The 26,579-nt window shown below is 42.9% G+C and carries 20 protein-coding genes; 16 read left to right on the forward strand and 4 right to left on the reverse strand.

The genetic code is table 11. The features are described 5' to 3' along the window. The first annotated feature begins 24 nt into the window (after positions 1-24). Positions 25-939, forward strand: coding sequence for a glycosyltransferase family 2 protein (locus tag AB4Z30_RS21465; RefSeq protein WP_441929494.1), 915 nt, complete (start codon positions 25-27; stop codon positions 937-939). Here the strand turns inward: AB4Z30_RS21465 and AB4Z30_RS21470 are convergent. Then, a complete protein-coding gene (locus AB4Z30_RS21470; protein WP_441929495.1) occupies positions 904-1,605 on the reverse strand; it encodes a response regulator in 702 nt (233 codons plus the stop codon). The genes AB4Z30_RS21465 and AB4Z30_RS21470 overlap by 36 nt on opposite strands. A 46-nt stretch (positions 1,606-1,651) precedes the next feature. Here AB4Z30_RS21470 and AB4Z30_RS21475 point away from each other — a divergent pair, with 46 nt between their 5' ends. The 11 genes from AB4Z30_RS21475 to AB4Z30_RS21525 all read left to right on the forward strand — a co-directional run bounded on the left by AB4Z30_RS21475 (position 1,652) and on the right by AB4Z30_RS21525 (position 21,801). Beyond that, positions 1,652-2,068, forward strand: a complete 417-nt coding sequence (locus tag AB4Z30_RS21475; protein ID WP_441929496.1) for a hypothetical protein — start codon at positions 1,652-1,654, stop codon at positions 2,066-2,068. Positions 2,069-2,096: 28 nt separating this feature from the next. Next, positions 2,097-3,824, forward strand: a complete 1,728-nt coding sequence (locus tag AB4Z30_RS21480) for an ATP-binding protein (RefSeq protein ID WP_441929497.1) — start codon at positions 2,097-2,099, stop codon at positions 3,822-3,824. Between the two features lie 57 nt (positions 3,825-3,881). Continuing rightward, positions 3,882-8,324, forward strand: a complete 4,443-nt coding sequence (locus tag AB4Z30_RS21485) for a hypothetical protein (protein ID WP_441929498.1) — start codon at positions 3,882-3,884, stop codon at positions 8,322-8,324. 264 nt (positions 8,325-8,588) lie between these two features. After that, a complete protein-coding gene (locus tag AB4Z30_RS21490) occupies positions 8,589-9,950 on the forward strand; it encodes a sugar phosphate nucleotidyltransferase (protein ID WP_441929499.1) in 1,362 nt (453 codons plus the stop codon). 265 nt (positions 9,951-10,215) lie between these two features. Further along, the gene (locus AB4Z30_RS21495; RefSeq protein ID WP_441929500.1) at positions 10,216-12,801 is read left to right on the forward strand and encodes a PAS domain-containing sensor histidine kinase; all 2,586 of its coding nucleotides are present in this window, start codon (positions 10,216-10,218) and stop codon (positions 12,799-12,801) included. A 176-nt stretch (positions 12,802-12,977) separates the two neighbouring features. Continuing rightward, entirely contained in the window at positions 12,978-15,758 is a 2,781-nt protein-coding gene (locus tag AB4Z30_RS21500) for an S-layer homology domain-containing protein (protein ID WP_441929501.1), read from the forward strand. A 395-nt stretch (positions 15,759-16,153) separates the two neighbouring features. Continuing rightward, positions 16,154-17,500 carry a cytochrome ubiquinol oxidase subunit I gene (locus AB4Z30_RS21505; protein WP_441929502.1) on the forward strand — a complete coding sequence of 449 codons (1,347 nt, stop codon included), beginning with the start codon at positions 16,154-16,156 and terminating at the stop codon, positions 17,498-17,500. Beyond that, the gene (locus AB4Z30_RS21510) at positions 17,497-18,531 is read left to right on the forward strand and encodes a cytochrome d ubiquinol oxidase subunit II (RefSeq protein ID WP_441929503.1); all 1,035 of its coding nucleotides are present in this window, start codon (positions 17,497-17,499) and stop codon (positions 18,529-18,531) included. The genes AB4Z30_RS21505 and AB4Z30_RS21510 overlap by 4 nt, the downstream gene beginning before the upstream one ends. A gap of 7 nt (positions 18,532-18,538) precedes the next feature. Then, positions 18,539-18,811: a cytochrome bd oxidase small subunit CydS gene (gene cydS / locus AB4Z30_RS21515; protein WP_441929504.1), complete on the forward strand. Its 273-nt coding sequence runs from the start codon at positions 18,539-18,541 to the stop codon at positions 18,809-18,811. Between the two features lie 93 nt (positions 18,812-18,904). Continuing rightward, positions 18,905-19,951: an MBL fold metallo-hydrolase gene (locus tag AB4Z30_RS21520; protein ID WP_441929505.1), complete on the forward strand. Its 1,047-nt coding sequence runs from the start codon at positions 18,905-18,907 to the stop codon at positions 19,949-19,951. A gap of 224 nt (positions 19,952-20,175) precedes the next feature. Then, on the forward strand, positions 20,176-21,801 hold the full coding sequence (locus tag AB4Z30_RS21525; RefSeq protein WP_441929506.1) for an ABC-F family ATP-binding cassette domain-containing protein: 1,626 nt from the start codon (positions 20,176-20,178) through the stop codon (positions 21,799-21,801). Between the two features lie 107 nt (positions 21,802-21,908). Here the strand turns inward: AB4Z30_RS21525 and AB4Z30_RS21530 are convergent, their stop codons facing one another. Further along, positions 21,909-22,097 (reverse strand): hypothetical protein, encoded by a 189-nt coding sequence (locus AB4Z30_RS21530; RefSeq protein WP_090924473.1) that lies wholly within the window; start codon positions 22,095-22,097, stop codon positions 21,909-21,911. A 284-nt stretch (positions 22,098-22,381) separates the two neighbouring features. On the opposite strand from AB4Z30_RS21530, the gene AB4Z30_RS21535 reads away from it, so the two are divergent. Beyond that, positions 22,382-23,269 (forward strand): cation diffusion facilitator family transporter, encoded by an 888-nt coding sequence (locus AB4Z30_RS21535; protein ID WP_441929547.1) that lies wholly within the window; start codon positions 22,382-22,384, stop codon positions 23,267-23,269. A 103-nt stretch (positions 23,270-23,372) separates the two neighbouring features. Here the strand turns inward: AB4Z30_RS21535 and AB4Z30_RS21540 are convergent, their stop codons facing one another. Both AB4Z30_RS21540 and AB4Z30_RS21545 read right to left on the reverse strand, forming a co-directional pair. Then, positions 23,373-23,891 (reverse strand): hypothetical protein, encoded by a 519-nt coding sequence (locus tag AB4Z30_RS21540; RefSeq protein WP_441929507.1) that lies wholly within the window; start codon positions 23,889-23,891, stop codon positions 23,373-23,375. A 379-nt stretch (positions 23,892-24,270) separates the two neighbouring features. Continuing rightward, positions 24,271-24,435 (reverse strand): DUF1328 domain-containing protein, encoded by a 165-nt coding sequence (locus AB4Z30_RS21545; protein WP_090924476.1) that lies wholly within the window; start codon positions 24,433-24,435, stop codon positions 24,271-24,273. A gap of 221 nt (positions 24,436-24,656) precedes the next feature. On the opposite strand from AB4Z30_RS21545, the gene AB4Z30_RS21550 reads away from it, so the two are divergent. The 3 genes from AB4Z30_RS21550 to AB4Z30_RS21560 all read left to right on the forward strand — a co-directional run bounded on the left by AB4Z30_RS21550 (position 24,657) and on the right by AB4Z30_RS21560 (position 26,217). Continuing rightward, positions 24,657-25,172, forward strand: coding sequence for a DUF948 domain-containing protein (locus AB4Z30_RS21550; RefSeq protein WP_441929508.1), 516 nt, complete (start codon positions 24,657-24,659; stop codon positions 25,170-25,172). Between the two features lie 68 nt (positions 25,173-25,240). After that, the gene (locus AB4Z30_RS21555; protein WP_441929509.1) at positions 25,241-25,777 is read left to right on the forward strand and encodes a hypothetical protein; all 537 of its coding nucleotides are present in this window, start codon (positions 25,241-25,243) and stop codon (positions 25,775-25,777) included. Positions 25,778-25,872: 95 nt separating this feature from the next. Further along, a complete protein-coding gene (locus AB4Z30_RS21560) occupies positions 25,873-26,217 on the forward strand; it encodes a general stress protein (protein ID WP_441929510.1) in 345 nt (114 codons plus the stop codon). Positions 26,218-26,579 lie beyond the last annotated feature (362 nt).

Consider the following 26,579-nt stretch of genomic DNA (forward strand, 5'->3'; position numbering starts at 1 on the left):
TGAAGTTAAAGAGAGGCGATTTATATGAAACCCAAAGTGTCCATCGTATTTTCAACATATAACAATTCCGAGTGCATAGAGAAGTGTCTGGAGAGTTGTCTAAAACAATCCTACGCAAATGTCGATGTTATTATAGCTGATGACGGGTCCACAGATGATACGACTTTGCGAATTCATAGGTTAGCCCGGCAAGCGGATAAACGTGTAAGAGTTTTACAATTAAGTCATGGAGAACGTGGAATTGCAAGAGTAGCCGCCGTACAAGAGGCGAAGCAGGAAGCTGCGGATTATATACTAATCATTGATTCCGATATGATCCTTGAAGAAGGTATGATTGATCATTTGATGGATGCCGTGATGAATACGGAGGTTGGCGCATACATCATCCCGGAGGAAGCCTTCACCACCTATCGAAACTTCTTTTCAAAAGTTAAAGTTTTTGAACGAAATATCATTAATAATGCTGGAGAAGATGTAGGCAAACGTTCAATTGAAGCCGCGAGATTTTGGAAAATGTCGGAGTATATATCCACAGGTGGGTTCAATGCGGGGCAGATATCATTTGAAGAAATCCAGCCCACACTACGTTATTTGGAAAAAGGAGGGAAGGTGAAGCGGGCTGTTCATACCCGACTGTATCATGATGAAAAGAAAGTATTGCTAAGAGAGCTTTTAGCTAAGAAAGCCTATTATTTCACCGCTATGGATCGAACTTTATCCTCCGAAAGTGGAGGATTCCGGAAAGCTCTCGAACGCTGGTACTTTTTCCGTCCTGTTCTATATCGGAAGGATAATATAAAGCGGTATATGAGACATCCCTTGTTATTTACTGGAATGATATTTATGTATGGTTGTCTTAGTTTTCTTGGAATCTACGGGATCGTTAAAGGAAGAATTGCCCGTTCAAACCGCTTCGTGCAGACGGAGAAAATAAAATGAAGTACCAAACGTATTCAAACGAACAAGCGTGTAACGTTCATGCTCTGTAACATCTCTGTTGCTAGGTGGAATGTGAAGATGATGATTGGCTAAATACAAGCCCTCCCATGCGTCGTCTTGAAGTACAATGCCAATGGGGTAGGCTTCCGACAAAACGGGATCTACTGCCACAATTTGACCGTTCTCGTCCAGTAAAAGATAGTTTCCATCATTATGCTTAAGAATCGTAATTAGGAATTGCTGTAACAAGGCAGCCGAATTTTTCTCGAATATTTGCTTTTGGCGATTGCGATGAGACTGATTTAGTGCATTCTGAATGACCGCGGTGAATTGGTCTGTGTATTCCAGAGGTTTGGTTATAAAGGCAAAGATTCCAACCTCATTAATTGCTGTCAACATGGAGGACATGTGTAAATGTCCAGATAAAATAACACGTACAACCGAGGGATATACGCGTTTTAGTGAGCGTAAAAATGCGATTCCATCCATATCCGGCATTAGAATATCGGAGATGACCACGTCAATTTCGTGATTTTCTAAAATCTCAAAAGCTTCTTTCGGATTAAGTGCAGTAATGATATTTACCTTCTCTGTTTCCAGCCAACGCTTAAGAATTGTTAATACCATTTTGTTGTCATCTACACATAAAATAGTTCTGGTTGTCATTGTTAATGGCAGCTCCAATCTAAAAAGAGGGAATGATTTCCTGTATATGAATGATACCAACATTATTGCTTTTTTGAAAGACAAGAAGTTGGCCGAAAGATTAAAGTTGAATTTCGAGCGTATGAATTCATCAGAAAGGTACCTTAAAGCAAGGGGCATGAGACTGTTTTATGGTGTGCCAGAAAAAAAGTGGGGAAAAGTATCGATTAAGATTACAGATCAGCTTGATCACATAGATGGAAAATGGGACTTATACATCATTGATAGTAGAGTGTTTGATGTTGGTGAACTGGATAGGCTGTATTTTGACCAGCAAAGTCGTATCCTACTTCTTCATGCAGCTCAAGAAGAGGCTTTCTCGGTATATGAGCTTCTTGAACGGAAAGTTATTCGTTTATTGTGCCTGAGATTGCCTTTAATAGAGTTTGAACTGGAGTGTGCTGTAAAACAAATAATCGACTAAATTGATTTGGGAAAGGAGGGAGCTTCGTTTGGTTAACAAACTCATTAACCTACTTAAATCAGTCCTTCCTGTTGTACTTATCGTATTCGCCTTAACTACTCTCTACATCGGTACAGTTCAATATATGAATTATAAATATCGTGAACAATCCATTCAAAGCCATAAAAAAGAATTGGAGCAGGCCGTCTCGATTATCAGTCACCGACTGGATTCCCAATATAAGATGTGGCAACAATCTTTAACCTATCTTGCCAAAGCTGGAATAACAGAAACGTCAGATGGAGTACTTAGAGCCGATCCGGAAATTGCTACACTTTTGCCTGACACTTGGACAATATTGAACAAAGAAGGCAAAATGATCGCTTCAAACCAAAATGATGTAGCCGTTCCCGCCAACCTGTTAAGTACCGCTAATGATCGAACTTATACATGGTCTGATTTTTATGTAGATGACTATGTACCTAAACAGTATTTTATCAGTCCCATCTCAAGAACAAAGGATACATATGCATTGCTTCAGATTGGACCAGCGCAACTGTCTGAAACCATAGGATCAGACTTGCCTTATCATGTATCTCTATACAACTTCGAATATAAAGTCGTAGCCTCCGATTCACAAGGTGAGGTAGGTCATCCAGTTATTAATGAAATCACCAAAAAGATGCTTGATGGCGATACGGGAACCGAACTCTCCGACGGAAGAATGACGGCTTACGGGTTTAGTGATACCAAAGGTGGAGCGTTATATGTAACAGCATGGCTGGATGAATCCGACATATTCAGAGAGCCCAATCGGTTCAAGATGTGGAGTATGCTCTCCATTGTTCCCGTTATGTTTGTCTTTCCCATGCTAGCTATATGGTATCGCAAAATGGTTATTGTGCGTGAGACACATCACCAGCGCTCCAGAGATGTTCATCATCAGGCGAGTTTGTTAAAGAGACAGGGTGAGCTGCATGTGCCGTTCTTACAAGAAATCAATGAGGGTATTGAAAGCATGAGTGACCGATTGAAGGTGCTAACAGACGGAGAAGACTTGAAATTGTTAGGGTTTTACCGAGATATAGCCAATGAATGGGCTCAGGAGGAAGGTCTCCTTACAAATTCAGAGCGAACAGAAAAAAAGGTCTTTTTTGATGATCTCAACGAAACCTTCATACAGAATCGATTAAATCAGAATATGGAGATCGATGAGATCCAGCATCAATTAAGAATGATGAGCAAAAAAGTAACTTCCCATCTGCAGACAGGTATGAACAATGAACTGGTCGATATCAATCAGCTTATTCAGGAAACGATGGCTTGGGCCAGAGTTCATATGGATTTATCCGATATAGAAGTATATTTTGTGGCTGAACATATACCCGGGGTGCTTTTACATCCAAGTATGTTCCGAAAGATTATAGTCGGACTGCTTGAAAACGCAGTAGAGGCGATGAGAAAACAAAACAAGTCTCAAAGGTCAGTCGGAAGTAGCAGGAAAAAAAGTCGTTCGGGTGAGCAATTATCCAACATGAAAATTCAAATTCACACTCGTCTTGAACCGCAGGGAATTAGCATTGAAATGGAAGATGAGGGAGGCGGCCTCGATGATAAAAAGCGGTATCAATATTTTCAGGAAAACTATTCTCAAAGCAGACAGGAGTATGGTTTAAGCTTGTTTCGGATGGATCAATATCTTAAAAGCATTCACGGCAAACTAAAGCTTCGAAATACAGACGTCGGATTAAAAGTAACTGTTCGAGTCCCTCGATAATTGGAGTTGAAACACATTGACTGGACAACAATCGCTTCGTTGCGTGGAGGAAAAAATATGAAACAACGGATTTATGCCTATAGATATGATGCTGTAGCCATTCTATTTATGGTTATCATCATTGGCATTTTTTTGGCTCCTATCTATACTGACGGACATATTGTATTCAGTGATCTTGCATTCGGCTGGAGTTCGGAACGTTATCTAGAAGAGATCATCGGTGTGTGGAATGAACGATGGTCCACATCCACTCTGTTTAATGCACCAAGATTAATTTATATTTTTCCCTTCTATATCATTTCCACTTGGTTCGATCATAGCGGAGCAGTGTTGATTAAATCATTTCTTACTTCGCTGCTGCTTATATCTGGGCTGTCCATGTATTTGTTTACCAAGAGATTGGTTAGTGTGTATTATTCTAAGAACTTTACTTTCCAGCGGATTATGGCGCTGACAACAGGTTCGTTATTTTACGCCATTAATCCATGGGTGATTTTTCGGATACAACATATTTATCTACTATGTGGGTACAGTCTGTTTCCATTCGTTTTAATGTTTTTCTTTAACGCCTTTGATCCCAAATTTCAAACTCAACGTATCCCCAACTATCAGATTTCCAAGGTTTATCGAAAAAATGTCATTGATCTGTTTTTGTTAGCTCTGGTATTCACGGTGAGTGCAGCTGCTATTCATTATTTCTTTTTTGGAGCCATGTACCTAGCGATGTTTGCCTTTTTATTACTAATTAAAGTGACATGGCAATATCGGAGAAAAGGTTGGGGATTTCTGTTAGGGATATATCGGAGCTGGTTTTTGAAAGGTCTCATATTTAGCTTGTTTTTCGGTATGCTTAGCTTTTATTGGTTGTCTCTATATGGTGGTAGTATCTTGATGGGGGCACAGGCATCTCAACATAACATTAATGTAGTGGATACACTGTCTCTGTTTAGCCGCAATAGCACGGTGTTAAATGTGCTTTTGATGGTTAGCTACTGGTGGCCGATGTTTCCTCTAAGTCATTTGCCCCTCAGCTTTTACATATTTGGTGGCCTGATCCTAACGACCATGTCGGTTGGTATGATTGTGCGTTCCAAAGGAAGGACATTAATTCTTTTATTTGGAAGTATTGCGCTAATTTTAATACTGGCGTCTACAGGAACGACTATTCCTTGGCTAGCCAACATTTTTGTCACGGTTGTTACGAAGACTCCTATTATCGGTACTATGTTTCGAGATCCAAATAAAATTGTAGGACTCCTTGCCTTGAATTTTGCAATCTTGCTCTCATTTGGTGTAATACAAATTCAAGAATGGATAAGAGCAAAGAAGAGCGGTCGCTCGCTAAAGTTTGCTGTAGTTATAGCGGTAACTGCATGTTTGTGGATATACATTTTTCCAATACGCCATGAATTTATTGAGGGATATTATAAACCTGTACAGATCCCCAAAGAATATCATGAAATTAACAATGAATTATCCAAAGTCAATAATTATGCAAGCAAGGCTCTGTACATTCCGGTGGCAGATCAGATGATCCAGAACTACAATGGGGTAGCAACACCTGTATGGAATGTGGGAAACACTGCGATGGAGAAAGCTACAGGTGATATTCCAGTGTATTCATCTTCTCAGAATACATTATTTCATCATGAAGGGAATGCACCAAGTATAGGCTATTACATGAATTTCCTACAGTACCTGTTGGATCAGGGGCTAAGCTCTAAATTAGGAAAATTATATGTACCTTTTGGTATCAGTCAACTGGTGTATCATAACGAATACTCTGGTCAGAAGGAACGACAACAATTTAACGAGCAAATCTTAAACATTCAGGAAGGGCTCAGGCGTACTTATAAAAACTCTATTTTTTCCATGTACCATTTGGCTGACCCGCTTCCGTATATGTCTCTTTTATCAAACAAGATTATTACGCCTTTCGGGTATAGTCGTGCCGAGAGTTACAGTCATCAGCCAGGTTTCGACTTTAACCGATTTGGTGTGCTATATAGTGCTCTAGATCCCTCCGTGAAAACGGTCCAAACAGCAAATAAGGGAGATTATATAGAATCTTCGAGTATGAAGGATTTATGGCTGAGCCAGCTCCCAGAAGCTCTTTATCTTCATCCTTTTGATGTGATTGAGGATGGAAATGCTTTTCTGAAGTGGTCTAAATCCTATGTGTCGAACGCGGATTGGATGTGGTTCCTTTCATCACAAGGACTTCGGAACTTTCCTTATGATATGGAGATGGGGACGGGAGTGGCAGTTACATTTGCTAGTAACAAACTGGACGTTTTGCCTTACCAGATGAATCAGATCAAAGGTAAGGTTGTGGCAGATTTTGATTCGTTACTAAAAACGGAGAAGTTTTTTGAGGCGGATAACCCGGGCATGTTTGATGTGCAAGCTCATCCTGCTGCCGATTCCAATGATATACCTTTACTTCAAGGTGAGATTATCAAGGGTGACCCGGATAATATATGGCAAGTTGCAAAATCAGGATTGCTGGATGCCAAGGAAAATAACCCTTATCGATTTTCCATCGTTGCCTCCGGGAGGGGCACCAATAAAATGCATGTCAAAGTGCGTTTCTATGATGAAAGAATGCAGGAGTTGGGCATTAGCTATGTAGTTGCGCCTACCGAAGAGTACAATTTTGATAACGTTAACTTTTTTGGTGAGTATGTTTCTCCTCCGGGTAGCGCTCATATGCGTATAGAATTGTTAAGTCAGCAACGTCCCGAACAAAAAACATACTGGTGGATACATGATATTCTGCTTCAAGACCTAGAAGACTACAAAAAACCGAATACCTTTACCATGGTAAAGAAGATGGATAAGGATACACTAGCCCATGTCTATATCAGAGTACTTAAAAATCAGGCCGGTGGCGAGATTGAAATTGAAATGCCTGATAAAACAACAACAACAGTACAAACGCGAAGTCAGTTAATTAATCAATTTGAATGGGTTGATTTGGGCCCCTATGTCTTTCCAAGTGGCGCATCAAGCGTAACAGTCAGAAACAAAGATGGTTTCAATGCCATTAACACATTCGCCATTGTTCCGGAGAATCTTATGGACACGTCTATGTTTCCCATTAAACAGGCCATTAAACGAGCGAAGATGTTTTTTGTTCTGGAGGCTGAGAATGATTTTGAGGGGAAGCCAGAGTTACAATCTACAAGAACGTATCCCGAATTAAGTATGGGAAGAGGGCTCAGATATCTGGAAGGCGAGCTAAGTAAAAAAATTGAAATAGTAAAGTCAGGACGGTATGACCTTTCAATGCTGGCGGATATCCCGAAGTCAACTGGCGGAGAAATAACAATACGGTTAGAGCATTTAACAACAGGTCGAGTAGTTCAGCAAAACTTGACTTCTCAGGACATACGGGTTGAAGGGAAAATAAATTCTGAACACCAAGTTATTATTACTGATCCATATCGCGAAGGATTTACCAAAAGACTTGTATCATCTCACAACATTCTGGAGGGTTATGGACGAGCAGAAGTAAATGCAATTTTTCTCGAGCCCGGAGAATACAAGCTGAGCGTTAGATTGCATAGCCAGGTTGCTTCAATGGTTGCATTGGACGATTTTCACCAAATGCGTGGAGATGAATACAGCTTGGACCAGGTGACAGAGGAACAGCAAACTTCTGAGAAAAATCCATCTTCAGCCTGCGCTTTTAGTGGTCTGAGCTTGGGGGAAACAACATCAGTGGTCTCTAAGGAAGGTTTGGATATTAAGTATGGTAAAACGTATTCCTGCGAGTGGTATACCTATACCTCAAGTTCAACTCCAGTGACCGGGCAAGATGAGTATTTCATCTCCTTTCTTGCTAAGTCCGAGTATATTCACGATCGGCATATCAAAGTAGCCTTTATGGATCGTTCCAATAACCTTATTCAGACCACCTATATTGATGAAGTCGAGGAAAAAGAGAAGTTCAAATGGAATCAATATAAACAACTTATCACTGCCCCACAGCAGGCGGCTACTATGCGAATCCAGATTTTAGCCAGAGGGAATGGAACTGAGAACGGATTGCTCAGCATGAAAGATCTCAATGTGATTCCTTACCAAGAGTTAGTGTTATTAGACCAAGTTATGCTTGCCGAGCATGATGATACATCGCCTTTTTTTAAAGCCAGCTCAACGGACGCCAAATTAACCTATCAGCGGACGGGGGCGATGAGCCGCAAGCTTTCACTGTTCAATCCTCAAAAGGAACGCTTGTTAATTAATGAGATTGAGTCACCTAATCCATTGTGGGAATTTACACTGGATACGGACAAGAACCGTGCGCGGCTAGCTGTTAACGGAGTCACCTCCGGATTCATAACGACTGGTTCCGGAGATGGGGAAATTGTAGTTATTTTAGAAAAAATGTATTGGATAGGCATTGTTCTATTACTGTTAGGTATCATGGCCGGAGTGTTATGTATTCTGCCTTGGAAGTGGAGGAAGAAAAAGAGTTATAAAATATATTTGTAGCCTGTGCCCCAGCGGTTTGAATGTATCGTGGATTTCTGGGGTCAGGCTTTTATTTTTTATGAAAAAAGTTATTCTTGAATCAATAACATATTAATTTTAATCAGAAAGTCGGCTCAACTGTGCATTTGTTAAAAAAATACGAAGAAAATATATTGTTTTGAGATGAAAAAGATGGAAGAAGTTTAATGATTTTATTCCAGAATATAGATTGAAGAACAATGTCCAAAATCGTCGTATAATACAATGTGAAGGAAGGGCAGTCTTATGCGTCTTATATTATTATCGGGTGGTGCAGGTAAACGTTTATGGCCTTTATCGAATAATAATCGACCCAAGCAATTTTTGCCTGTGCTTCAGAATGGCGATTTAATGGAAAGCATGCTGCAGAGAGTATGGCGCCAACTTGAAGAAACTGGGCTCGCTCATAATGCTATTTTCTCGTCTAGTGGCAATCAGAAAGAATTGATACTTAGCCAAATCGCTACAGATGTCGCAATTGTTGAAGAACCTGAACGAAGAGATACCTTTCCTGCAATCGCGCTAGCCGCTGCACATCTTTATTCACAAGGTGTAGATAAAAATGAGGTGATTACTGTCATGCCAGTTGATGGTTACGCAGATCATTCTTTTATAGAACACATTCCACGTCTTGCAATGGTTTTGGAAGAAACGGGAGCTGATATTGCGTTAATTGGCGTGAAACCGAACCAGCCATCTGAAAAATATGGATACATTGTCCCTGGGAACAGCTTCGCGAGTGATACTCCATACCACGAGGTAGAGTATTTTACTGAAAAACCAGATTTAATGAAAGCAGCGCAGTTAATAGAGAAGGGTGCCCTCTGGAACTGCGGCGTATTTGCTTTTCATTTAGGGTATATGATTGAGATTCTTCGAAAAAAAGGCCTGCCTTACCACTATCAACAATTACGAGAATTGTACGGAAAAATGCCAAAATCAAGTTTTGATATTGAGGTTGTAGAAAAAGCCAATAAAAGAGCCGTTATTACATATAACGGGACGTGGAAAGATTTGGGTACCTGGGACACACTGACGGAAGAGATGGCCTCTAATGTAATTGGGAAAGGCCATTTATGTAAGAACTCGATAGATTCCCATATAATCAATGAGCTTGATCTGCCAGTAAGTGTGTGGAAAGTGCCTAATATCATTGTTGTTTCTGGGCCCGATGGAATTCTAGTAACTGATCGGAATGAGGCTACAGGCATCAAACATATGGTTCAGCAGGTTGAAATTCCACCTAGATACGACGAGAGATTATGGGGAAAGCAGACTGTGCTGATGCATAAAATAGAACCAGAAGGAATTGAAACTTTGACAAAACGTGTCATTATCTCCGCTGGCAGGAGCATCAGTTACCAGGAGCATCATTTGCGCAAAGAAGTATGGACAATTGTTTCCGGATCGGGAGAGATTTGTCTAAATGGTGAAGTATCGTCAATTAAAGCTGGAGATACCATTATTGTAGAAGTCGGAATGAAGCATGCAATAAGGGCAGTGGCGACAGATTTGGAACTTATTGAAGTACAGGTGGGGAAGGAGATTGGTGAGATGGATACAATAAGATATACACATGATTGGGATTTAGCCCCATCAACCCATTGAAGCGATGGTCAGAATTAAATCACTTGAGTTGTATATTACGAATAAACTGAAAATTCCCTGGTTAGGGACGCTAGTCCTAACGTTCCTAGGGATTCTAGGAAGTATATTTCCAGTTAACCTTTTTTATGGTGTCGATCTGTTCATGGGATCTTTGGTCTCATTTATTGCAATTCGTTTGTTTGGCGGTCTATATGGGATTAGCTCCATTGTAATCATAAATTTGGTCTACATTTTGTACACCGGCGATTGGATCCAAAATCGCGATATGACTATTGTTATTTTTGAAATTGCTTGGGTAGGATATCTTCAACATAAGAAAAAAAATATGAGTATTCTCAAGGCGGACACTTATTTCTGGTTGATTATGATTGTGCCGGCTTTTGCCATGGGCTATTGGATGTTTGATAAAGACATTGTTAATATCCAATATATCTTTCTCAGTTTTAGTGTAAATGGCATGATCAATGCACTGATAGCCGGAATTATAATTGATTACTGGATTACCAAATATCCAGTAAAGGGATTGGGACAATCTACAATCCCATTATCCAGAATTGCGTCCAAGTATGTCGTTGCTTTTGTTGTTGTAGTTTCCTTATTATTAATAACTGCAGATAGCCGCAGACAAATGAACCAGATCAAATCTTCTATACTTGCTAATCTCAATCGTGCTGCTTATGGAGTCATGCAGGATATTGAGCGAGGGACCCTGAACCAAGACAACCTCTCGAGTGTGATGAGGCTTCTGCATGAATATTACAAAGTGAATACGATTGTCATTGATGAGAACGATACGATCGTTTTGTCCGGAGCACATGAGTTTATTCCAGGGAAAAAAATAGATCTAAATGCGTACCACGAGGTCGATATTGATGGCACAAAATTGTACCAAAAGAAATTTGACAAGTTCGAACGAGACACTTTGAAGAATTGGAAAAATAATTCCTATATCTATGAGATTGGAATACTTAAAGGGTCTTCCTATCGTATGGCTATTGAAATGGATTCCTCCTATTACTATAAAAATATTCAAAAAGTTTATCTAGTAGCTCTTCAATCTCTTTATCTCATCATAATTACATCTCTTGCTGTCGCTGCTCCATTAAGTAAAAAAGTAGTAAGCCCAATGAAAGACCTCACTAGGTTAACAGGTTCGTTACCTCGGATCTTATTCCGTGATCGGAAAATGAAATGGCCTACAAGTCATGTTACGGAGGTACAGATCTTAATTAATAATCTGAGGAAGATGGCTGACGTACTCGTCGAACAATTCGATCAAATTCATCAGGATAAAATGACGCTTGAGGATCGTGTGAATCAGAGGACAGCTGAGTTACAAAATAGTGAAGAAATCAAGAAGGCAATTATTGATTCTTCTATCGATCCCATTATATCTGTTGAATCAAGTGGTATTATTATTGAATTTAATCCGGCTGCGGAACAATTATTTGGATGGAAGCGAGAGGAAGTAATTGGTTTAGTCCAAGCACCAACGCTATTCAAGGGAGCCAGCTGTGAAGAGATAAAGAAGTTGTTGGAGGGTTACGATTACGTTAGACGACAACGATTCGTTGTGCTTACTGATGAAATTTCGGGGCTGCATCGAGACGGATCCAATTTTCCAATTGAATATAAAATTGTTGAGATTCAAGTAGGCAATAAAGAATCGATTTACAATCTATTTATTAGGGATATGACTGAAAAGACCATTGCAGAGGAAGAGAAAGTGAGACATGCTCTTGCTTTGGTGAATTTGAATGGCGAATTGGTTAAAGGGAAAAGCGCTATTGAAGAACAACGTGACATTAGTGAGCACTTTATTGAATCTGTAAGAGAAGGCCTGATCATGTGTGATCCATCAGGGATGATCACTATTGTTAATTGCCAGATTGAGGCCATGTTTGGATTAGGTCATTATCAAGGCAGATCGATTCTAGAGTTTGCGAGTGCCATTGATCAATCTTCAAAGGGTTTGAACTTAACCGAAAAAGTGAATTCCTTCCTATCCAGAGAGCTCTCATTTATTGAAACCGAGTTCACATATGGAAAAGATGGCACGGAGGGAAGTGTGTTTTCGCTATACATTAAACATATCGAAAGTCCGCATAAATCTATAAATCACGGATTTTTACTCGTTTTTAGAGACCGAACGGAAGAAGAAAGACTGAACCGGATGAAAAATGAGCTAATCAGCGTTGTTTCTCATGAATTAAGAACACCCATTGCTGCCATTATGGGTCATGTCGAGTTGATGTTGTTATATGACATTCCTTTGGAGAAGCGTAATCAATTTATGCAAACGATATCTGCAGAAGGGACGCGATTGACAGGGCTGTTGGATGATTTTCTGGATATTCAGCGTCTGGAAGACGAGCGGATGACTTATCATATGACATATGTTCCACTACTTGAAATTGTTGAAGGTGTCGCAGAACAGTGGAATCTTAAGGCGAAGCAGCGTATTTATGTACATGCCTTAAACGGTGACTTTTTTGCCTACGCGGATCGTAATCGTATAATCCAGGTGTTTCATAACATCGTCGGAAATGCTGTGAAGTACTCACCAGATGCAGATCGTATCGATATTACCGTATGGGAAGAGGACGAGAATCTGGGTGTGGATGTAAGAGATTATGGGATTGGAATTGCTGAGAATGTGCATAGCAATCTATTTAAAAAGTTTTACAGGGTCGATAATTCGGAACAACGACAAATTGGAGGAACAGGTCTTGGGCTGTACATTTCCAGAAAAATTGTTGAGGATCATGGAGGAACTTTAACGTTTCATTCCGTCTCTAATAAAGGGAGCACCTTCACGATTCGTTTGCCCAAGCTTGTTGAACTAATCTAAGTTGTTTCTTAGTTCGATGATATTAAGGGGGGGGTGCCTATTCAACGGTATGCTTGTGGTAAATTTTTTTGCCGGCCGGACATGATCTGAGAACAAATAATAGCCCGGCAGAGGCTATCATTTCGTAAGGAAGGTGAGGTATATTTTTACTCAACATTTCTACATAGGCATCTATCATGATGAGTGGTAAACAGGGATTTGCTCGTAAAATTCTGTACTGCCTGTTCATTCTGTTGTTTACAATAGATGAACCTTCTTATGTGGCGGCTCAAAGTGCTACAGGTGATGTTTTTACGGATATTCGTTATTCTTATGCCAATTATGAAATTAATCAGTTGGCTCGTGAAAAAATCATCAAAGGATACAGGGATGGTACTTTTCGACCCGACCGACTGATTAATCGTGAAGAGTTCGGAACAGTGGTGGGCCGGACATTAGGACTTTTTACAACAAAGAACAATCAAGCTGTACCCGTTAGAGTGTCGTCTTGGGCTGAGCCGTGGGTTTCAGCTGTTATGGATGCTAAAATTCCTAATGTTCTGCCGAATAAACATTGGTTTGGTGCCAAGAACAGGATAACCCGGGAAGAAGCTATCATGTGGTATGTCCGCGTGTTAGGTGTGGAAGACAAGCTGGATAGAATAAAGGATAAGCCTGATTTTAACGATGTAGATTTAATTTCAGATGATGCTCAACATTCAATCTGGCTTGCTCAGAAACTGGGTTTGATTCACGGAGATCGGGATCGGAACTTTAAGCCGCAAGCCTTTTTAGACCGTCAAGGTGCTGCTGTAATAACTCATCGGGTCTATCAAAATATTGAAAATTATAGAGTGAATGCGTTGAATTTGCTGGAATCACTGAAACAGCCGCCGAATCCAGTAACATCGCAGCCACCAGATCCACCGGACCTGGTAACGCCGCAGCCGCCGGATCCACCAGACCCGGTAACGCCGCAACCGTCGGATCCACCAGACCCGGTAACGCCGCAGCCGCCAGATCCACCGGATCCGGTAACGCCGGATCCTGTGCTTGTTCCAGTGTCTGTAACGGTTGCAACCTATACTATACCGTCAGCCCAAGAAGCCTTAGGGTCTAATTGGAGAGTAGAGTACTCTCTTCATGATGGAGATAATCAAAAAATTCCTGAAAACCGTTTACCTGCAGATCTAGAGATCTCTTTTTCGGATGACTTTAGTATTTTAAGCACGGATGGGGATATAGCCAATGTTAATAACATTCCGTTATCTGGATCTGAAATACAAGGCTTGGTTCGAATAACTTCAGTTCAAAAGGGAATTGATTTCAGTCAAACTTTTCAATTGATTGTAGATCCGTCAGGCCCGGTAACACCGGATACGGTACTTGTTCCAGTGTCTGTAACGGTTGCGACCTATACTATACCGTCAGCCCAAGAAGCTTTAGGGTCCAATTGGAAAATGGAGTACTCTCTTCTAGATGCAAGTGGGCAACATATCCCTGAACATCTTTTGCCTGGAGATTTGGAAATCGTCTTTTCGGACGACTTTAACATCTTAGGTAAAGATGGGAACATAGATAATTTTTATAATATTCCGTTATCAGGGTCTGAAATACAAGGCTTGGTTCGAATAACTTCAGTTCAAAATGGAACTGATTTCAGTCAAACTTTTCAACTCATTGTTGACCCTGCTGGAACGGGACAGCAATATATGGGGATTTCTATTTTGCTTGAGGATACGGGAGCTCAAGCAACTACAATTGCCGAGATGGATGAGATCAGAAACATGTTCTCTTCTATTGATCCTTCGTTAAAAGTAACATGGGCGATGGATAACCGCTTTGTTTTTGGGGAGAGTCAACGTCCACAATTACAACGACTTTTACAATACGTGGATACGTATGGAGATGAAGTGGGTATAGTTTCGGGTTATCCGAATAACAACTACTCCTTATCCCAGTGGGCAGCAGAAATGAATTCTTGGATGTACATGTATCGCTATAACGCGTTTACTGACTTACATGTGGGTAACACCAACGGGGAGCCTTCTGTGTGGAGTAGTATTCCGGAAGCGTACAGGCCGAAATCATTATCCACCCTTGCCGTTAATCCGGAACAAGCGTTATGGTTGAAACAAAATTTCCAGATCGACTCTTTTATGGGGTGGGCAGCTACACAATATAACGTTGATCAACTTTCAGCGGAAGGATCACCCTTAATGCCATATTGGTCGAATATTAATAATCCAATGGTACCTGCCCAATCTATGGCGGAAAACAGTGGTCTTATCTTTATGAATGCTATAACGATAGATCCGATTGGATCACGGTACACTACAGGTTCATCACGTTGGACGATTCATCCTGCCGACCCTTATGTTGTTGAATTGAGTGCTCTCCCTCAATTACGCACGACTTCCAATTATATGAGTAATCCGTATCGTGAACAGAATACACTAAATTACTTATCACTTGTTATAGGTGCCAATTGGGTCATGCGAACGCCGAATCTCAAAGAAAATTTGTCGATGTACATGAATCAATTTCCGCGACAAACAGTTACACAAGTTGTGGGCGTGCATCAATTATCCGAAATCTTCAAACAACGTTCGGGAGGCACCAATGATCAAATTCAATTTACTTTAATGTTTCGCGGAACAGGTTACACTACTTCGCTTGGGGGTAACGAATCTCCGGCAAACCTTCGTTACCTTTGGATGGAGACAAAAACCGAAAGAATCATCCTGTCCAAAGAGGATCAGGAGACACATTGGAATATCATTGATTTTACCGATTATTCCCGTACTCCGGTCCCCGTACTGCCTTATACACAAAATGGTGCGGCAGATGATATCAGCTATGTAACGGGAAGAAACTATAAATTGACGCCTCATGCACCCTTAACTTCATCCGAAATGGATCGAGTAAACATGCGGTTGCAGTCGCTGCATTTTAACGAACCAGTAAATAACCCATAGTTTGATAACAAGCTGATTACACATCCATTGGCCTTTATCTCTTAGAACGCGAGAGTGCGGAGAGATAAAGGCTTTTTTGTTTTTTTCATCTTTATATTTTGTTTTTCGTCTTCCGGGATAAAAAAACAGGAAATTTTGCACACTGTATATAGAGCCATAATTTGCATCCGGTGCAAAAGGAGGACAACACGTATATGTTTCGCAAACAAGAAAAAACACTCATTATTGTCTGCCTGGTGGCAGCTGTGGTCGTGTTGTATGCCGTCGTCAAAAGCATCATCCGCATTATGAGTTATTAAGGACCCGTTCTGGCTGAACGAATCCACTGTCGTACATAACCCATAACGATATATGTGAACCATTGATAACGATTACGTCGAAAGAGGAGTGTACCCATGTCATCTCTGGACCCTGTACTGCTCAGCCGAATATTAACCGGTCTGACCCTGTTTGTGCATATCATCTTTGCTTCGATTGGTGTAGGTGTTCCGCTCATGATTGCTTTGGCTGAATGGCGGGGGCTGCGTACTAATGACATTCACTACACACTGCTGGCTCGCCGGTGGGCAAGAGGTTTTGTAATTACGGTAGCCGTAGGTGTGGTAACAGGCACATCCATCGGATTACAACTGAGCTTGTTGTGGCCGATGTTTATGCGCGTTGCCGGACAAGCCATTGCGTTGCCTCTTTTTATGGAGACATTTGCTTTTTTCGTGGAAGCCATCTTCCTGGGAATTTATCTGTACACCTGGGATCGTTTCAAAAAGAAATACACGCATATGTTGTTGCTCATTCCGGTAGCTCTCGGCTCATCCGCTTCCGCGATATTCATCACAACCGTGAACTCGTTCATGAACCAGCCACAAGGTTTCACCTTGATTAACGGCATCATGAAAGATATTGATCCGATTGCTGCCATGTTGAATCCGGCAACACCAACCAAAGTATCCCATGTACTTGCTTCGTCCTACACCTTAAGTGCAGGTGTACTCGCGGGTATTGCAGCGTTCAGTCTACTGCGCGGGCGTGATCATGTATATTACAAAAAAGCCCTCAAGCTAACGACGGTATCTGCGCTTGTGTTTGCGATAAGTACCGTCATGATCGGGGACTCTTCCGGTAAATTTCTGGCGAAATATCAGCCGGAGAAGCTGGCTGCAGCCGAATGGCATTTCAAAACGATGAAGGAAGCACCGCTGGTCTATGGCGGTATTCTGGACGAGAACAACGAGGTCAAATATGCCATCGAAATTCCTTATGCGCTGAGCATATTGGCTGGTAATCGGCCGGATACAGAAGTGAAGGGACTGGAAGAATATCCTGCCGATCTCAGGCCGCCGTTGTCCATCCATTACATGTTCGACCTGAAAGTTACAACAGGAGTCATCATCTTGCTGATTCCAGTACTCTATGTGCTGCGTCGATGGTTGCCGGGACGCAAACCTTATCCGAAATGGTTGCTGCTTGGCATCGTGTTTCTTGGCCCGTTGGCGATGATTGCCATTGAGCTGGGCTGGATGTTTGCGGAGGTTGGCAGGCAGCCGTGGATTTTACGCGGATATATGAAGGTATCTGAGGCAGCAACGACGTCCACTTCAGTCGGCTGGATGCTGGTGCTGTTTATCCTGCTATATCTGGTATTGTGTTTCTCGTGCATCCGTGTCATCAGTAAGTTATTCCGGAACAAGGAAGCGGAGAAGGAGCTTGAATCGCTTGGCCTGGAAGGAGGTATCGTGCATTGAGCTTTGAAATTGCGGGCATCGCGATATTGTGGACGTTTCTGTTCGGTTATCTGATCGTGGCATCGATTGATTTCGGCGCGGGTTTCTTCAGCTTTTACAGCATATTGACTGGACATGAAAACAAAATTCACAACATTATTCAGCGCTACCTGTCTCCAGTGTGGGAAGTGACGAATGTGTTTCTCATTTTCTTTGTCGTGGGGCTGGTCGGCTTCTATCCCGACAGTGCATTCTATTACGGCACCGCTCTGCTAGTTCCAGGTTCGCTGGCGATTGTGCTGCTAGCGATTCGAGGAGTATATTACGCCTACAACACCTATGGCAACCACGGGGAAAACAGCAAAATCTATCTGGCACTGTACGGCGCAACAGGATTGCTGATCCCGGCAGTGTTCTCTACCATTTTGGCGATATCCGAGGGCGGAATTATCGAACAGGTAGGCGAAAAGGTGTTTTTTCGCTGGCGTGAATTTTTGACAAATCCCTATACATGGTCTGTTGTTTTGCTGGCGTTGGTGAGTGTACTGTACATCTCCGCGATGTTCCTGTCCTATTACGCGAAACGGGCCGGGGATGAGCCAGCGTTTGGCGTACTTCGGGAATATGCGTTGCTGTGGAGCTTGCCTACAATTTTTGCGAGCTTTCTCGCATTTCTGCAAATTAACAAACAAAACCCGGCCCATTTCGAACGTATGGTTGATATGTCATGGATGTTTATTGCATCCTTTATCTGTTTTGTCATCGCGGTGTCGCTTGTATGGAAAGAAAAATACCTGGGCTGGTGTTTTATCGCGGTTATGCTCCAATTTGCCTTTGCTTGGTACGGTTATGGTCGCTCCCATCTGCCGTATATTCTGTATCCGTACATCAACATCTATGACAGCTTTACGAATCGAACGATGGGCATTGCATTGATTACAGCATTCAGTCTGGGGCTACTGGTGCTCATTCCATCCCTCGTGTTAATTATGAAGCTGTTCCTGTTTGATGCCAATTATGTACGTGGTAACGCCGGGAAAAAGAAAGGATGACTTCGCCATGTTCACGACGACGATTTCAAATATTCTATATATGCTGTCTGCTCTGCTACCCCGGCATCTTTCGGTGTTGAGAGCTGCATGGCCCACGGGAATTTATCCGGGATTGCACTTGCAGCCGCTTTTGGAAGAAGGGGTGAAAGGCATACCGGGCATCACAGGGCTTAGCTTTTTTGAAACCTTTACGATTATGTATGCTCCGCCCCTGATTATAGTGGCTGCGATTGTTTTTCTTTTTATATATATGGCGCTCTATAAAAATCCAACGGATTGATTTGGGTAACCTCTGTGCTTATTCTGGATGGTACGTCCACTCCCGATACGGGTAATCTGATGTTAAGAACTGAGGAAGGGAGGAGGCCCCTTCATGCCCAAAATTCGTTATAACAATATCGATAATGTCAGTACAGACAAAACGCTGAAGGAGTTCAAGCAGTGGAGAGAACAGCGCCGGCGCAAAGTAAAGGATTATTCCTACAAAGTCCCGAAGCATGAGCCGGAGCTGGATTACTTGCATGCCAACCGGGAAGAAACAACCATAACGTGGATCGGACACTCCACCTTTTTTATCCAATATTATGGACTGAACATTGTGACCGACCCGGTGTGGGCGGAGAAAATGGGGTTTCAACGCAGGCTTGGTGTCCCTGGCATTCCGATTCAGGATATTCCGCCGCTTGATGTTATACTCATCTCTCACTCACACTATGATCACTTGCACTTGGCCTCTCTGCGCAAGCTGGTAACATCGAAGACGCTGCTGATTGTGCCAGACGGCCTGAAACGCAAAATGATCCGTAAGGGATTCCATCGCTGTCAGGAGATGAAATGGTGGGAGCATATGGTGCTCGGTGGAGTGAAGATTACGTTTGTACCTGCCCAGCACTGGACGCGCCGGACATTGTTTGATACCAATACCTCTCATTGGGGCGGTTATGTACTGGAGCCGAATCACGCCGTACATGTCTCAGAAGAGAGCGCAGCGGCAAGGGAGATAGCGGAAAAGTCAGCTTCAAATGTGCAAAAATCCAGCGGTGATGAACAAGCAGCAGGATACCCACCTGTTCTTTATTTTGTGGGAGATACGGGGTATTTCAAGGAGTTCAAAACGATTGGTGAACGCTTCGACATAGACGTTACGCTGATGCCAATTGGTGCGTATGACCCCGAATGGTTCATGACCTCACAGCATGTTACGCCAGAGGAGGCTTTGCAAGGGTTTGTTGAAACAGGCTCACAGTTAATGGTCCCTATGCATTATGGAACATTCAAGCTGGCGGATGACACGCCCAAGGAAGCATTGGATCGACTGGAAATGGAGCGTGAGCGCCTGGGGATCGTCAAGGAACGAATTCGGGTGCTCGGGCACGGTGAGACACTTCACATCCGGCATGAAGCTGCTGATACAGAATAATGGGGCTAACAAAAGCCAGCCAGATATGGTAATCTATAAACATACATGCATGAACAGCATATTTACCAAAACTTTAATCCGTAAAAAGCGGCTGATTTTCGAATTTGCCGCTTTTTTGTGTTATAATATGGTGCCAGAATAGGCATCGGATATTGAATCCATGATTTTACGCAGGTTGCTATTCATGCAGTATGCAGATTAACGAATAAAGGATGGTATGCTTAATGATCAGTACAAGCGGCATCACGCTCCGCTACGGAAAACGTGCACTTTTTGAAGATGTGAATATCAAATTCACGCCAGGCAACTGTTACGGCCTGATCGGTGCGAACGGAGCCGGCAAATCAACGTTTTTGAAAATTTTGTCCGGTGAGATTGAAGCCAACTCGGGAGAGGTGCACATCACCCCGGGCGAACGTATGGCCGTTTTGAAGCAAAACCACTTTGAATATGATGAGTACCCGGTCCTCGAAACTGTAATTATGGGTCACGCTCGTCTGTATTCCATCATGAAAGAGAAGGATGCTTTGTATGCGAAGGCAGACTTCACAGAAGAAGACGGTTTGCGTGCAGGTGAACTTGAAGGGGAGTTCGCTGAGCAGAACGGCTGGGATGCTGAACCGGATGCAGCAGCACTCCTGATCGGTCTCGGGATCGATCGCGATATGCATGACAAAAAAATGGTAGAGCTTAGCGGTAACGAAAAAGTCCGTGTATTGCTGGCACAAGCGCTGTTCGGCCGTCCGAACAACCTGTTACTCGATGAGCCTACCAACCACTTGGATCTCGAATCCATTCAATGGCTAGAGAACTTCCTGATGGATTATGAAGGTACTGTCATCGTTGTATCCCATGACCGTCACTTCCTGAACAAAGTATGTACGCATATTGCGGACATCGACTTTGGTAAAATCCAGCTGTACGTAGGTAACTACGACTTCTGGTACGAGTCCAGCCAATTGGCTCTTGCGTTGCAACGGGATGCCAACAAGAAAAAAGAAGAGAAGATTAAAGAGCTTCAAGCCTTTATTCAACGTTTCTCCGCGAACGCTTCGAAATCCAAACAGGCGACTTCCCGGAAGAAACAACTCGACAAAATTACACTGGATGATCTACGTCCATCCAACCGTAAATATCCGTTCATTAACTTCAAGCCTGAACGCGAAGCGGGTAAACAATTGCTGACTGTAGATCGTATTCACAAGTCTATTGATGGTGTGAAAATGCTGAATGATGTGAGCTTTGTGGTGAACAAAGGTGACAAAATTGCATTTGTTGGCCCGAACGGTAATGCCAAATCACTGTTGTTTGATATTCTCATGGGTGAAACGGAAGCGGATAGCGGCGAATATACTTGGGGTGTGACGACGACTCAGGCTTATTTCCCTAAAGATAACTCCCAATTCTTTGATGGTGTGGATATGACGCTCGTAGATTGGTTGCGTCAGTATTCCAAAGATCAGGATGAAACGTATCTGCGTGGCTTCTTGGGCCGTATGCTGTTCTCTGGCGAGGAATCCCAGAAGAAGGCTAGCGTTCTCTCCGGGGGAGAGAAAGTCCGCTGCATGCTAGCGAAAATGATGCAAACAGGTGCAAATGCATTGATTCTCGATGAACCAACGAACCACTTGGATCTCGAATCCATTACTGCACTAAATAATGGTATGATTGACTTTGATGGAACGATGTTGTTTACATCCCATGACCATCAGTTCATTCAGACGATTGCAAACCGGATTATCGAAATTACGCCAACAGGCCTGATCGATCGCCAAATGAGCTATGACGAGTATCTGGAAAGCGACGAAATCAAAGAACTGCGCAACAAAATGTACCCGGTGGAAGCTTAATTCCACTTTAAATACGTGCAAGCGAAAAACCGCAAGTCCTCCTAGTGGAGGGCATGCGGTTTTTTGTAGTGCTCGTGCTGATATACAGCTCTTATGCTGGCGCAAACCTAAGACCCGCCTGTACGGCGACGCTGGTTGTTCGGCTTTTTGTTGTTCTGGCTCTTCATGGCTTTAGGGCCGCCTTCAAAGTAAGCACCGGATTGGTTACCGGAGTTTTGCTGCTCTTTCTTTTGTGCCAGCTTCTGACGGATTGCATCTTGCAGGCTGACCTTTTTCGGTTCATTATTTTCGCTCATTATATATCCCTCCCGGTCTTGCAGTGAGCCGTCCAAATTGGACGGGATGTACTCATTTTATACGTTTTATAATAGCCTCACAAGGGCAACATGATAAAATGCCGATTTTCACCAGTTTTCCCTAAGCCAATATTGTTTCTCGTTTGCTACAGCCCTGCCCTCCAGAAACTTTGTTTCGGCTTAACTACAGCAATGCTACTCGGCAAAACTGTTTCTGTAGACCCACACGACCTGTATTTGGTAACATGAGAAAACTATTGGAAACGTGAAAAAGGAGTGTCGTCCTGTTGAACGCTTATGAAGAAATACGTAAAGGAGAGCGGGGAGCCTGGATCAGCATTGCGGCATACCTCGTTTTGTCTGCTTTTAAGCTGATCTGCGGATATTTGTTTGCTTCCAGCGCATTGGTTGCAGACGGTATCAATAATGCCACAGATATTGTGGCATCCGTTGCCGTGCTGGTTGGACTGCGTATCTCGCAAAAACCGCCAGATTCCGATCATGCGTATGGTCACTTTCGGGCGGAGACGATCGCGGCATTGATTGCCTCATTTATTATGGCGATTGTAGGACTTCAAGTATTGGTTGAGGCGGTTCGATCCTGGTATGCAGGCGACTATGCGGTCCCCAATCTCTGGGCAGCTGGCGTAGCTGTGATCTGTGCGGTGGTCATGTTGGGTGTATACCGTTTCAACTCCCGCCTGGCCAAACAAATTAACAGCCAAGCCCTGCTGGCAGCAGCCAAAGATAATCGCTCGGATGCTTGGGTGAGTATTGGAGCTGCGGTCGGCATTGTTGGTTCCCAATTTGGACTTCCGTGGCTGGATAAAGTTGCTGCCATCCTTGTAGGTCTGCTGATCTGTAAAACAGCTTGGGAAATTTTCCGCGATTCGACTCATCTGCTTACGGACGGGTTTGATCAAAAGCAATTAACGGATTTGAGATCTGCCGTTGCGCGTGTGCCTGGTGTCGAAATGATCAAGGATGTTAAAGCACGAGTACATGGCAGCCATGTTCTTGTTGATGTGGTCATTGAAGTAGATGGGGGATTAACGCTGGTGCAGGGCCATGAAATCTGTGATCAGGTAGAGGAACGCCTGAAACGATCACATAATATTATGCATGTTCATGTACATGTCGAGCCGAGATCAGAAGAAAAAAGCCTAACATAAAGTTGCTAAAGTGAGAAGTATTACAGCCTAAACATAAATAAAGAGGACAGACGCGCTACGGCGTACTGTCCTCTTTACTTATGTTATAAACGATTATACGATATTATTGAATAGCAACGTGAATCCAGGCTTTGCCTTTCCAAGTGTACACTTGAACCCATTCGCCGCCGTCGAATCCGTCAACTACTTCACCTGTTGTATCAATGACTTGTGCACCCAGAGCACCGATCGGTTTGCCGTTAGGCGCATCATAGAACCATGTGCGCTCAAGCAAGTTAAGCAGCATCGTTGGCATCACAACTTCGTCACCCGGTTTTACAATCGGCTTTTCAAAGATTAGATCGTCTTTTGTAGACGGTGTCTCTGTTGTTGTAGAAGTACCTTGTGTACCCGTGGAATCAACTGTTGTGCCTGTTACGGCCTCTGCTTGACCTTCAATGGTTTCTACAGCAGGTTTGTTCACTTCTACAGCCGGCGTTGTTGTAGCTGGTGTAGTCGTCGTTGCCTCAGTACCTGAAGTTGTCGGTGTTACTGTGCCAGTAACCGCTTCCTCAGCACCTGCAGCGGCAGCCATGGAACCCATCAAAGTTAAAGCAGCGGCAAAACTTACGATTTTTTTCATTTGTTTTTCCTCCTCGGTTAGATATGTAGTTTTTGTTGTCCTGTGATAAAAGTAACCAAGCAAGCTGGTCTATGAATCACAAATTATAACAATATTTTCTTGGTTTCTCCAGAGTCAACTGGCGCATATGTGGGTATATAGAAAGCCTGTAAAAATCAGACTATCGTGGTATAAAACCGGGCTGGCTATATCATTAAAGTCCTGTTTTTCCGGGACTCTTCGGCGGTTCATATTGGAATAAAGCAGGAGGGAGTGTAATACATAAATATAGAAAAATAGGAAAGTGTACCTGTCTTTAGAACGCACAAAAGCCGACGTGCCTTGAGGCGTCATCGGCTTTCGTATGTAATGCAGTTGTTCAGATCCAGATAGCAGCAACTCATCGCATTCGGCTTCGTCCCGTAATGAGGGAAATGACGAATAGTACAACAAAGATGAAGAACAACACTTTTGCAATCGAAGCAGCCGCTTCAACAATCCCGAAAAACCCGAAGATACCGGCAACCAGCGCGATAATCAGAAAAATTACTGACCATTTTAACATGAGAATTCATCCTTTCGTGTTATAGTTTGTGGCGTGAGTTGTGGTGTCTCACTGCCCTGTGTAGTCTAACCTTAACCGAGGTCAGAAGACTTGAAACATGGTGTTTTTTTCTTCTTCTATACTTCGCTGGAGGGACATTTTTCTTTTGTTTCGCCCGGGAAACCCTCGGGTAACTATAGCAATAACAAAACCGACGTAACCATGGAAAGAGAGGTCCTTTTATGATTTATCAACTAAGCGTGGCCCTGATTGCAGTGGCATTTGCTGTACTTGTTTTCTTTTTGATTCGCACATTAAAATCGGCCCAGAGTTCACTGGACAATGTTTCTCAGACGCTGCAGGAAGTGCAGAAGACCATTGATGAGCTCAGCTATGAAGTAAAACAGACCGTAAGACATGCCAATGACATCACTGTTGACGTGCAGCACAAAATGAAGAAGATTGACCCCGTGATGGAGTCGGTTGAGAATCTGGGAGAAGTACTTAGTGAGGTTACGGCAGCGGCCAAGCAGGTGTCCACTACACTGATGACCCGCTTTCAGACGAAGTCATCCAAAGCGGAAGCAGGAAAATCGTCTGAATCCAATCTCAATCATGTAACAGCTCCACCTGCTACGCCGGCGGAACGTACCCTGCAAACCTATGAAGCTACATATCATGATGAAGCAAAGGGTGGGAAGAAGTGGATGAATTATATCGATCTTGCAGCTAATGTGTGGCAACGACTGCGTAAATAACATGTCCGCTTTCTGAAATTTAGTGAAGCCTTCAGGGCGGTAATGAACCTGATGAAAGGGTGAGAATCATGATGAAACTACTGCTAGTGACGATGTTTAGCGTAATTTCTCCCTTTTCCGTTCAGCCGGCAGCAACGCCTGCTGCTCACGATTTGCAATGGACGGTAATGGAGGAGCAGGTGCCAGAGATGACTGTGGCAGTTGATCGTTCCGAGACGTTCGAGCAGTTTCGGACTCTGAATGGCATTTCACTGGAGGATACGAAACATGAACTCTTTACCAAACTCGGCCAGCCAATTTCCATCAAAGAGGACCCCTATCTGGGATGCTCGGAATATCATTTCCGTGACGTGAATGTTGGCGTATGTGAAGATACAGGCGTAATTCAGTATGTGCATGTCGATGGTTCACATGATGATCTGAAGTTGAATGGGAAGTCTATCCCAATGGATATTGATGCGATTCATCAGGCGCTGGGCAAACCTTATCATGTTGCTGAGGATGGCGAAGTTTACCTTCGTGGTCATTATGCAATCAAAGTGTATATGAAACTAGGCTCCGGTGAGATTGAAGGCGTTGACTTTTTTGACGATACGGTTACCTGAGATGAATGATGCAGCTTTCGTTTCAATGTAAAATAGTATGGTTATATACTATAAGAGCTCGATAAAGAAGATTATATCAGAGGAGAGTGGAAACGATGAATTCAACCAACGCACAGGCTTATGCTAAAGTGGTAGAAAACGGAGTTCAAGCAGTAGAAGCGGTGAAAGAATTGCAGACTACTGGATACTTGGCTGATCATATCTTCGTGCTTGCACATGAGAAGGATCGTACAGATCGCATTGCTGATACTGCAGATGCTAAGGAGATTGGCATTAAGGAAGAAGGTTTATTTGATTCCATGGCGAATCTGTTCCGCTCACGCGGTGACGAACTTCGGGCCAAGATTGTATCGATGGGCTTTACAGAAGCCGAGGCTGACTTCTATGAGAGTGAATTGGATAAAGGCAAGGTACTGATCATTGCCAAAAAGAAAGACTAATTTTACAGCCTGAATGCAGAATCGTTAGTTCAGCACATGTTCTGCGGTGAACCGGGAAGGCTTAATCAAAAACATAGATAAGGAATGGGGTTAAACCCCATTCCTTATCTATGTTTTTGCAAGTTGTGCGCCCGGCATGGAGATACCCGCCTGGCGAACGTATGCCATTAAATGCAAAAACGAATGTGAAAATGAACGAGGGAATTCCCTTTAATGGTGCTATTTGTGATAGAAGTTTTCTGGCTTTATCATTATAGTTATACTAGGAATTGTTATGTCTACTGTCACTCTGAATGCAAAATTTGTATAAATAAGGTTGTTCGTTGAATAGATAACTATCGACAAACCCGGACGCCATAGAT

The organism is Paenibacillus sp. 2TAF8, assembly GCF_052114825.1.
GTDB lineage: Bacteria > Bacillota > Bacilli > Paenibacillales > Paenibacillaceae > Paenibacillus.